Origin of the sequence: Pseudomonas sp. NBRC 100443 (assembly GCF_030268185.1) — a bacterium.
Lineage (GTDB): Bacteria > Pseudomonadota > Gammaproteobacteria > Pseudomonadales > Pseudomonadaceae > Pseudomonas > Pseudomonas citronellolis.
Genome location: NZ_BSQE01000025.1, coordinates 102,721 through 112,714 on the forward strand (window position 1 = coordinate 102,721; position 9,994 = coordinate 112,714).

Sequence of the window (9,994 nt, forward strand, 5' to 3'; positions counted from 1 at the left end):
AGAAACCTGTGCCCCTCACCGAAGCGCAGCTCCTGCGCATCCTCCCCAACGCCGGCCCTCGTGCCGGCGTTTTCGTTCCTGCGCTCAACCGGGCGATGCAGCGCTACCGGATCGACTCGTCGGTGAGGCAGGCGGCGTTCCTGGCGCAGATCGGCCATGAGTCGGGCCAGCTGCGCTACGTGCGCGAGATCTGGGGTCCGACGGCGGCGCAGCAGCGCTACGAGGGCCGCAAGGACCTGGGCAACATCGAGTCAGGCGACGGTAAGCGATTCATGGGCCGCGGCCTGATTCAGCTAACCGGCCGGGAGAACTACCGGAAAGCTGGTGCTGCCCTGGACCTGCCGCTGCTTGATCAGCCTGAGCTGCTGGAGCAGGCCGAGTGGGCGGCCACGTCTGCAGCCTGGTGGTGGTCGAGCCATGGCCTGAACGAGCTCGCCGATGCCGGCAAGTTCGAGCAGATCACCAGAACCATCAACGGCGGCCTGAACGGGCAGCTGTGTGAGAAATCTGCGGAGCCCGGCACTATTTCGGCGCCGGGCTCCGCTCGTACGTCACTCCGTCTGCGGATCGAACTGCTTGTCGCGGATCAGCAGGGCGGGAATGATGCCGCAGACGAAGTAGGCGGCGCCCATCACCAGGAAGCCCGCGCCGATGGACACCTGGGTGGCCAGGAAGCCGATGGCCGCCGGGGCGATGGCCGCGCCGATGCGGCCGATGTTGTAGGCGCCGCCCACGGCCGTGCCGCGGTAGCGGGCGGCGAAGCTTTCGGTCATGTAGGTGGCGTTGACGCCGTAGGGGATGCCGTAGAGGAAGCCGAACACCACCAGCATCCAGAGAATGGCCTCGGGGCTGTGGTAGAGCACGATCACCGGCAGGAACACCGCGGTGCCCAGGGCGCCGAAGGCGAACACCTTGCGCCGGCCCAGCCAGTCCGAGGCGACGCCAGCCAGGACCTTGCCGAGGATCATCGCCGCGTAGGTGCCCACCAGGTAGGCGGTCATGGACTTGAAGTTCATGCCCATCTCGGTTTCCAGGTAGGACGGCAGCCAGTTGTTCACGCCGTAGTAGCCGAACTGCAGGAAGCCCGCGGTCAGCGACCAGAAGATGAACATGCTGCGGGCGCGGCGGTCGCCGAAGATCATGCGGAACGCGCCGGCGGATTTCTTCTCGACGACTTCCTCCTGGCCCAGGGCCTTGCGGCGCTTGCGCTCGGCCTGGGCTTCCACCCAGGCGGCCGGCTCCGGCACCAGGCGGCGCATGGCCACCGCCAGCACCACCGGGATGATCGCGACGTAGAACAGGTAGCGCCAGCCGTAGCTCGGCAGGATCCAGCCGGCCAGCAGGGTGGCGACGATGTAGCCCACCGACCAGCCCGCCTGCAGGGTGCCCAGCACCGTGGTGCGGTATTTGGTGGGCACGTATTCGGCCATCAGGGTGTTGCAGGCGACGTAGAGCGCGCCCAGGCCCAGGGAGGCGACGAAACGCGCCGCGGCGAACTGCCAGTAGCTGTGGGTCAGGCCCAGCGCGGCGGTGCCGACGGAGAACAGCACGATGGTCCAGACCACGGTGCGCACCCGGCCGAAGCGGTCGCACGCCCAGCCGCCGTAGATGCCGCCGATGGCCATGCCGGCCAGGGTGAAGCTGCCCAGGCTGCCGGCCTGGACGTTGCTCAGGCCGAACTCGGCCTTCAGGCTGGTGAGGCTGTAGGACAGCAGCATGAGGTCGGCGCCATCGATCAGCAGGCCGATGAAGCAGAACAGGAACACGATCACCCAGGTCTTGCTCTGGGTGGTCGCTTGGGAAGTCGAAGCAGTGGTTTCCATGGGCGAACTACCTGTTGTATTTATTCGTGGGCCGGCGCTTGCGGCCCATCGGTAAGCCTGCGGGTCGCCGCCCGGCGGGGCAGGGCGGCGAGGGGGATTCAGTGCGTGGCTTCGCGGATCATGTTGCGGGCGATGACCACCTGCTGGATCTGCGTGGTGCCTTCGTAGATGCGGAACAGCCGCACGTCGCGGTAGAAGCGCTCGATGGCGTACTCGCTGACGTAGCCGGCGCCGCCGTGGATCTGCACGCAGCGGTCGGCGACGCGGCCGCACATCTCGGTGGCGAACATCTTGGCGCAGGAGGCCTCGGTGCTGACGTTGCGGCCCTCGTCGCGCTTGCGCGCGGCGTCCAGCACCATGCAGCGGGCGGCGTAGATTTCCGCCTTGCTGTCGGCGAGCATCGCCTGGATCAGCTGGAACTCGGCGATCGGCTTGCCGAACTGCTTGCGCTCCAGGGCGTAGCTCAGGGCATCGTCGAGCATGCGTTCGGCGGCGCCGACGCTCAGCGCGGCGATGTGCAGGCGGCCCTTGTCGAGCACCTTCATGGCGGTCTTGAAGCCCACGCCCTCGACGCCGCCGATCAACTGGCTGGCCGGCACGCGCACGTTGTCGAAGATGACGTCGCTGGTGTGCGCGCCCTTCTGGCCCATCTTGTGGTCCGGCTTGCCCAGGGAGATGCCCGGGGTGCCGCGCTCGACGATGAACGCGCTGATGCCGCCGGCGCCCTTGATCTCCGGGTTGGTGCGCGCCATCACGGTGTAGATGCCGGCATGCGGGGCGTTGGTGATGAAGCGCTTGGTGCCGTTGAGCACGTAGTGGTCGCCGTCGCGCACCGCGCTGGTCTTCAGCGAGGCGGCGTCGGAGCCGGCGTCCGGCTCGGTCAGGCAGAACGCGCTGAGCAGTTCGCCGCTGGCGAGCTTGGGCAGGTAGTGGCTTTTCTGTTCGGGCGTGCCGTCGATCAGGATGCCGATGGAGCCGATGCCGTTGTTGGTGCCGATGTAGGAGCGGAAGGCGGGGGAGGTGCGGCCGAGTTCGAAGGTGATGTTCACCTCTTCTTCCATGGTCACGCCCAGGCCGCCGAATTCCTCGGGAATGGTCAGGCCGAACAGGCCCATCTCGCGCATCTGCTCGACGATGTCCCGGGGAATGGCGTCGGTTTCCGCGACTTCGTTCTCGCGCGGTATCAGCACCTCGTCGACGAACTGGTGGATGGAATCCAGAAGTATCTGCAGCGTCTCTGCGTCTCGGATCATGTGCTCTCCTCAAGGGCCCGCCGGGCGGGCCTGTCTGGCAGGGCACCGTCACCCGGGCATCAGCGAGCGGCGGCGCCTATGTTGTTGACCATGTTGATCAGGCGGGGCCCGATGTCGTCCTCGAGCTTCTCGCGGGTCAGCTGGAAGCTCGGTCCGCCGCAGTTGAAGGCCAGCAGCCCGTACTGCGGATGTACCAAGGGCACGGCGACGGAGTTGACGTCGCGGTGCCATTCACCGATCGACAGGCAGTAGCCGTAGTCGGTGAAGTCCCTGAAGGCGCGGTCCAGGCCCTTGCGGATGGCCGGCCAGTGTTGCGGTTCGCGCTCGCGGATGTGGTCGAGCAGGAACTCCCGTTCGTTCTCCGGCATCGCCGCCAGGCAGGCGCGGCCCACCGAACTCACCGCCAGCGGCAGGTAACTGCCGATCTGCCGGCGCATCGTCATGTTCCCCTGGCCCTGGACCACGTCCAGGTACACCATCTGCAGGCGGTCGCGGGCGGCCATGGCCACCGCCGCCTGGGCGTGGTTGGCCAGCTCCTCCATCAGCGGGTGGGCCACCGCGCGGATCGACAGGTTCGACAGCATCGCGTAGCCGAAGCCCAGCACGCCGACGTCCAGCTGGTACTTGCCCGAGTGCACCTCGCGCTTGAGGCAGCCCAGGCGCATCAGGGTGTTGGTCAGGCGCGTCACGGTCGGCTTGGGCAGGCCGGTCTTGCGCGCCAGGTCCTGGTTGCTCAGCACGTTTTCCCGTGGGTTGAAGCAGCGCAGGATTTCCAGGCCGCGAGCCAGGGCCGTGACGAACTGACCGCTGTTTTCCTCCTCGCTCAGCGCCGTGGCGGGGTCGAACATCCCCCGTTCCAACAGGCCGATCTCACCTTCGTTTTTCGTCGGCGCAGCCGAATCCAGCTCCGTCTTGTTGCGGCGCATGGTAGAACCCCTTTTCCGAGAAAATCAATAAAATAAAATTCAGTTTCGTCAGACGAAATTATAGAGGGTTTTCCAGTCTGCGTAAAATTGTCGCTGATATATTTACTAACTGATTGTTTTTAAAAGTAAAAATAACTGATCAGAACGGATGTCGTTTACAGCGTCGATCGAGGCTTACTATGATTGATCGTAAATACGGAATGTAGTTTCGTCAGACGAAACAATACTGAGGCAAGCACGATCATGAGCAACCAGCACCCCAGCGTGGTCCACCGAACGATCCAGGCCGACGGCGTGGCGGTGGTCCGCATCGACCGCCCCGAAGCCCGCAACGCCCTCAATGCCGCCGTGCGCCAGCAACTGGCCGAGCACTTCCGCGCGCTGGCCGACGACAGCCGGGTGCGGGCCATCGTCCTGACCGGGGGAGAGCAGTGCTTCGTGGCGGGCGCGGACATCCGCGAGTTCGCCCAGGCCAGCCCCATCGAGATGTACCGCCGGCACACCGAGCTGCTCTGGGACGCCATCGGCCGCTGCCCCAAGCCGGTGATCGCGGCGGTGAACGGTTTCGCCCTGGGCGGCGGCTGCGAGCTGGCGATGCACTGCGACATCATCGTCGCCGGCGAGTCGGCGCGCTTCGGCCAGCCGGAGGTGAAGCTCGGCCTGATGCCCGGCGCCGGCGGCACCCAGCGGCTGATCCGCGCGGTGGGCAAGTTCCAGGCGATGCGCATGGCCCTGACCGGCTGCCTGGTCAAGGCGCCGGAAGCCCTGGCGATGGGCATGGTCAGCGAGGTGGTCGGCGATGCGCAGACCTTGCCGCGCGCCCTGGAGCTGGCCGCCGAGATCGCCGCGCTGCCGCCGCTGGCCGTGGCGCAGATCAAGGAAGTGATGCTCGCCGGCGCCGACCTGCCGCTGGACAGCGCACTGACCCTGGAGCGCAAGGCCTTCCAACTGCTGTTCGACTCCAGGGACCAGAAGGAGGGCGCCGCCGCCTTCCTCGAAAAACGCCAAGCCAGCTTCCAGGGGGAATGACCCATGACGCGTGACATCCAACGCATGGCCATCGTCGGCACCGGCGTGATGGGCAGCGGCATCGCCCAGATCGCCGCCCAGGCCGGCATCCAGGTGAAACTCTTCGACGCCCGCGAGGGCGCGGCGCAGGCCGCGCGCGACAACCTCGGGCGCACCCTCGGCAAGCTGGCGGAGAAGGGCAAGATCACGGCCGAGGACGCCGACGCCACCCTGGCCCGCCTGCTGGTCGCCGGCTCCCTGGCCGAGCTGGCCGATTCCGAGCTGGTGGTCGAGGCCATCGTCGAACGCCTGGACGCCAAGCAGGCGCTGCTGGCCGAGCTGGAAGCGGTGGTCGCCGCCGACTGCATCCTGGCGACCAACACCTCGTCGCTGTCGGTCACCAGCATCGCCCGCGGCTGCCGGCACCCCGAGCGGGTGGCGGGCTTCCACTTCTTCAACCCGGTGCCGCTGATGAAGGTGGTCGAGGTGATCGACGGTCTGGCCGGCGACCCGCAGGTGGGCGACCGCCTCGTCGCACTCGCCAGCCGCATGGGGCATCGCGGCATCCGCGCCAAGGACACCCCCGGCTTCATCATCAACCACGCCGGGCGCGCCTACAGCACCGAGGCGCTGCAGATGCTCAAGGAAGGCATCGCCGAGCCGGCCGACATCGACCGCATCCTGCGCGAGGGCCTGGGCTTCCGCATGGGGCCGCTGGAGCTGTTCGACCTGACCGCGCTGGACGTCTCGCACCCGGTGATCGAGTCCATCTACAACCAGTTCTACCAGGAGCCGCGCTACCGGCCGGCGGCGCTCACCCGGCAGATGCTCGAGGCCGGTTTCGTGGGGCGCAAGGTGGGGCGTGGCTTCTACCGTTACGAAGACGGCAGGATGATCGATCCGCCGGCGCCGCAACCGGTGCCGAGCGTGGCCGCGCTGCCGCCGGTATGGATCGGCGCCGAGTCCGACGAAGACCGCGAGTCGCTCGGCGCGTTGCTGGAGAAGCTGGGCGCGACCCTGGAGCAGGGCGAGCAGCCGAGCAGCGAGGCCCTTTGCCTGCTGGCCCCCTACGGCATGGACGCGACCAGCGCCTGCCGGCGTTTCGGCAGCGACCCGACGCGCACCCTGTGCATCGACCTGCTGCTCGACCTGCAGCGCCACCGCTGCCTGATGCAGAACCCGGCGACCGTCCCGGCCATGCGCGACGCCGCCCATGCGCTGCTGGCCGCCGATGGCGTCGGCGTCACCCTGATCAACGACAGCGTCGGCTTCGTCGCCCAGCGCGTGCTGGCGCTGATCGTCAACCTGGCCGGCGACATCGTCCAGCAGCGCATCGCCAGCGTCGACGACCTGGACGAAGGCGTGCGCCGCGGCCTGGGCTACCCGCAGGGGCCGCTGGCCTGGGGCGACGCCGTCGGCCCCGCGCGGCTGCTGACGATACTGGAACGCATGACCGACCTGACCGGCGATGCCCGCTACCGCCCCGGCCCGTGGCTGCGCCGCCGCGCCGCGCTGGGCCTGTCGCTGCGCCATGCCGAGCCCGCGCTGGGCTGAGGCCCGGCGCTCACCCGATCCAAGGAGACTTCCATGCTCAATGCCTTTATCTATGCCGGCCTGCGCACCCCCTTCGGCCGCCATGCCGGGGCCCTGGCGCCGGTGCGCCCGGACGACCTGGCCGCCCACGTCATCCGTGAATTGCTGGCCCGCCATGGCGTGCCGGGCGAGGCCATCGAGGACGTGATCCTCGGCAACACCAACCAGGCCGGCGAGGACAGCCGCAACGTCGCCCGCCATGCCGCGCTGCTGGCCGGGCTGCCGGTGACGGTGCCGGGCCAGACGGTGAACCGCCTGTGCGCCAGCGGCCTGGCCGCGGTCATCGACGCCGCGCGGGCCGTGACCTGCGGCGAGGGCGAGCTGTTCGTCGCCGGCGGCGTCGAGAGCATGTCCCGCGCGCCCTTCGTCATGGCCAAGGCCGAGGCCGCCTACAGCCGCGACCTGGCGGTGTTCGACAGCACCATAGGCGCGCGCTTCCCCAATCCGAAGATCGTCGCCGGGTTCGGCAACGACAGCATGCCGCAGACCGGCGATAACGTGGCCCGCGAATACGGCATCAGCCGCGAGCAGGCCGACCGCTTCGCCGCGGCGTCCCAGGCGCGCTACGAGGCGGCCCGCCAGGCCGGCTTCTTCGCCGGCGAGATCGCCCCGGTGAGCGTGCCCACCGGACGCAAGACGCCGCCGAAGGTGATCGAGCAGGACGAGCACCCGCGCCCGGACTCCGACGAAGCCGCGCTGGCGCGCCTGAAGCCGCTGTTCGAAGGCGGCGTGGTCACCGCCGGCAACGCCTCGGGGGTGAACGATGGCGCGGCGGCGCTGTTGATCGGCTCCGCAGAGGCTGGCGAGCGCCATGGGCTCGCGCCGCTGGCGCGAATCCTCTCCGCCGCGGCGGTGGGCGTGGAGCCGCGGATCATGGGCGTCGGCCCGGTCGAGGCGATCAACAAGGCGCTGGCCCGCGCCGGCCTGGGCCTCGCCGACATGGACATCATCGAGATCAACGAGGCCTTCGCCGCCCAGGTGCTCGGCTGCCTGAGCGGCCTGGGCGTCGCCTTCGACGATCCGCGGGTCAACCCCAACGGCGGCGCCATCGCCGTCGGCCACCCGCTGGGGGCTTCCGGCGCGCGGCTGGCGCTGAGCGTGGCGCGACAACTGCAGCGCAGTGGTCAACGCTATGCGGTGGTCAGCCTGTGCATCGGCGTGGGCCAGGGGCTCGCCATGGTTATCGAGCGCGTGTGAGCGCGCCAGTGAGGAGATGAAGATGGGCGCTTTGAGCGGATACCGCGTACTCGACCTCAGCCGTGTCCTGGCCGGCCCCTGGTGCGGCCAGATCCTGGCCGACCTGGGCGCGGAGGTGATCAAGATCGAACGGCCCGGCGCGGGCGACGACACCCGCGGCTGGGGCCCGCCCTACATGCAGGCGGCGGACGGCTCGGACAGCCCCGAGGCGTCGTACTACCAGTCGACCAACCGCAACAAGCTGTCGGTGGCGCTGAACCTGGCCAGCCCCGAGGGCCAGGCGCTGGTGCGCGCGCTGGCCGGCGAATGCGACGTGCTGATCGAGAACTACAAGGCCGGCTCGCTGGCCAAGTACGGGCTGGACTACGAAAGCCTGTCCAAGCTCAACCCGCGCCTGGTCTATTGCTCCATCACCGGCTTCGGCCAGACCGGGCCGCGCGCGGAAGAGCCCGGCTACGACTTCATCATCCAGGGCATGGGCGGGCTGATGAGCATCACCGGCGAGAAGGACGGGGTGCCCGGCGCCGGCCCGCAGAAGGTTGGCGTGGCGGTGTCCGACGTGATGACCGGGCTGTACTCGGTGGTCGCCATCCAGGCCGCGCTGCTGGCGCGGGAGAAGACCGGCCGCGGCCAGCACTGCGACATGGCCCTGCTGGACGTGCAGGTGGCCATGCTCGGCAACCAGAGCCAGAACTACCTCGCCACCGGGCGCTCGCCGGGGCGGCAGGGCAACGCCCACGTCAACATCGTGCCGTACCAGGTGTTCTCCGGCAGCGACAGGGACTTCATCATCGCCTGCGGCAACGACAGCCAGTTCGTCGCCCTGTGCGACGCCATCGGCCTGCCGGAACTGCCCAAGGACCCGCGCTTCGCCCGCAACGCCGACCGCGTGCGCAACCGCGAGGCCATCGTCGGCCAGCTGGCCGAGCACTTCCGCAAGGACAGCGCCGACAACTGGGTGGCCCGCATCCACGCGGTCAAGGTGCCGGTCGGCGTGATCAACGACATCGGCCGCGCCCTGGACGAGCCGCAGGTGCTGGCGCGCGACATGCTGGTGGAGATTCCCCACGCCCTCAACCCCGGCTTCAGGATGGTCGGCAGCCCGCTCAAGCTGTCCGAGACGCCGGTGCAGTACCAGCGCCCGGCGCCGATGCTCGGCGAGCATACCGACGAGGTGCTCAAGCGCCGCCTGGGGCTGGACGAGGCCCGCCTGGCGGAGCTCAAGGCCCAGGGCGTGATCGAGCAGCTCGGCGAGTGAAGCGTTCGCGAGCAAGCTCCGTAGGATGGGTATCGCAAGCTCAACCCATCCTACGAAGAGCCCCTTCGGCGCGGTCGGTACGACAGGTGGGCTCGGAGGCGGACGCATCGTAGGAGCGAGCTTGCTCGCGAACCCACCCCAATTGCGGGCGGTGCTGCCGAGGTCTAGCCCGGCGCGTCGCCAAACCAAGGTCAAGCGGCGGATAACCGCGAACGGTTATTCGCCCTACGCACCTGCAACAAGAGGAGAGTCGAATGAAGGTAGTGGTCGCGGTAAAGCGCGTGGTCGATTACAACGTGAAGGTCCGGGTGAAAGCGGACAACTCCGGCGTCGATCTCGCCAACGTGAAGATGTCCATGAACCCCTTCTGCGAAATCGCCGTGGAAGAGGCCGTGCGCCTGAAGGAAAAGGGCGTCGCCAGTGAGATCGTGGTGGTCTCGGTCGGCCCCGGCGCCGCCCAGGAACAACTGCGCACCGCCCTGGCCCTGGGCGCCGACCGCGCCCTGTTGGTCGAGTCGAACGACGAGCTGAACTCCCTGGCCATCGCCAAGCTGCTCAAGGCCGTGGTCGACAAGGAGCAGCCGCAGTTGGTCATCCTCGGCAAGCAGGCCATCGACAGCGACAACAACCAGACCGGCCAGATGCTCGCCGCGCTGACCGGCTACGCCCAGGGCACCTTCGCCTCCAAGGTCGAGGTCGACGGCGCTCAGGTCAAGGTCACCCGCGAAATCGACGGCGGCCTGCAGACCGTTGCGCTGAACCTGCCGGCGATCGTCACCACCGACCTGCGCCTGAACGAGCCGCGCTATGCGTCGCTGCCGAACATCATGAAAGCGAAGAAGAAGCCGCTGGACGTGGTGACCCCGGACGCCCTCGGCGTTTCCACCGCTTCCACCGTGAAGACCCTGAAAGTGGAAGCTCCGGCTGCCCGCAGCG

Annotated in this window: 8 protein-coding genes and 1 pseudogene; 6 read left to right on the forward strand and 3 right to left on the reverse strand. The window is 68.3% G+C overall.

All coding sequences use genetic code 11. From position 1 onward, the window contains the following. Positions 1-8: 8 nt before the first annotated feature. Positions 9-491, forward strand: a pseudogene (locus tag QSJ95_RS26810) (glycoside hydrolase family 19 protein); the annotation flags it as partial. A gap of 60 nt (positions 492-551) precedes the next feature. Here QSJ95_RS26810 and QSJ95_RS26815 read toward each other — a convergent pair. From QSJ95_RS26815 to QSJ95_RS26825, 3 genes are all read right to left on the reverse strand, one after another. After that, a complete protein-coding gene (locus tag QSJ95_RS26815) occupies positions 552-1,823 on the reverse strand; it encodes an MFS transporter (RefSeq protein ID WP_009623190.1) in 1,272 nt (423 codons plus the stop codon). A 98-nt stretch (positions 1,824-1,921) separates the two neighbouring features. Beyond that, positions 1,922-3,076: an acyl-CoA dehydrogenase family protein gene (locus QSJ95_RS26820; protein WP_285646577.1), complete on the reverse strand. Its 1,155-nt coding sequence runs from the start codon at positions 3,074-3,076 to the stop codon at positions 1,922-1,924. Positions 3,077-3,135: 59 nt separating this feature from the next. Then, positions 3,136-4,002, reverse strand: coding sequence for an IclR family transcriptional regulator (locus QSJ95_RS26825; protein ID WP_009623185.1), 867 nt, complete (start codon positions 4,000-4,002; stop codon positions 3,136-3,138). Between the two features lie 243 nt (positions 4,003-4,245). Here QSJ95_RS26825 and QSJ95_RS26830 point away from each other — a divergent pair, with 243 nt between their 5' ends. The 5 genes from QSJ95_RS26830 to QSJ95_RS26850 all read left to right on the forward strand — a co-directional run. Further along, a complete protein-coding gene (locus QSJ95_RS26830; protein ID WP_009623183.1) occupies positions 4,246-5,031 on the forward strand; it encodes an enoyl-CoA hydratase in 786 nt (261 codons plus the stop codon). A 3-nt stretch (positions 5,032-5,034) separates the two neighbouring features. Then, positions 5,035-6,564 carry a 3-hydroxyacyl-CoA dehydrogenase gene (locus QSJ95_RS26835; protein WP_285646579.1) on the forward strand — a complete coding sequence of 510 codons (1,530 nt, stop codon included), beginning with the start codon at positions 5,035-5,037 and terminating at the stop codon, positions 6,562-6,564. A gap of 33 nt (positions 6,565-6,597) precedes the next feature. Beyond that, a complete protein-coding gene (locus QSJ95_RS26840) occupies positions 6,598-7,800 on the forward strand; it encodes a 3-oxoadipyl-CoA thiolase (RefSeq protein WP_285646581.1) in 1,203 nt (400 codons plus the stop codon). A gap of 22 nt (positions 7,801-7,822) precedes the next feature. Further along, the gene (locus QSJ95_RS26845) at positions 7,823-9,058 is read left to right on the forward strand and encodes a CaiB/BaiF CoA transferase family protein (protein WP_285646582.1); all 1,236 of its coding nucleotides are present in this window, start codon (positions 7,823-7,825) and stop codon (positions 9,056-9,058) included. Positions 9,059-9,312: 254 nt separating this feature from the next. Continuing rightward, positions 9,313-9,994: electron transfer flavoprotein subunit beta/FixA family protein (locus tag QSJ95_RS26850; RefSeq protein ID WP_285646583.1), on the forward strand; the 682-nt coding region annotated here is incomplete at its 3' end.

Coding starts and splice junctions, on each gene's coding strand:
- QSJ95_RS26815 (WP_009623190.1), bottom strand. CDS start 1,823: ATGGAAACCACTGCTTCGACTTCCCAAGCGACCACCCAGAGCAAGACC.
- QSJ95_RS26820 (WP_285646577.1), bottom strand. CDS start 3,076: ATGATCCGAGACGCAGAGACGCTGCAGATACTTCTGGATTCCATCCAC.
- QSJ95_RS26825 (WP_009623185.1), bottom strand. CDS start 4,002: ATGCGCCGCAACAAGACGGAGCTGGATTCGGCTGCGCCGACGAAAAAC.
- QSJ95_RS26830 (WP_009623183.1), top strand. CDS start 4,246: ATGAGCAACCAGCACCCCAGCGTGGTCCACCGAACGATCCAGGCCGAC.
- QSJ95_RS26835 (WP_285646579.1), top strand. CDS start 5,035: ATGACGCGTGACATCCAACGCATGGCCATCGTCGGCACCGGCGTGATG.
- QSJ95_RS26840 (WP_285646581.1), top strand. CDS start 6,598: ATGCTCAATGCCTTTATCTATGCCGGCCTGCGCACCCCCTTCGGCCGC.
- QSJ95_RS26845 (WP_285646582.1), top strand. CDS start 7,823: ATGGGCGCTTTGAGCGGATACCGCGTACTCGACCTCAGCCGTGTCCTG.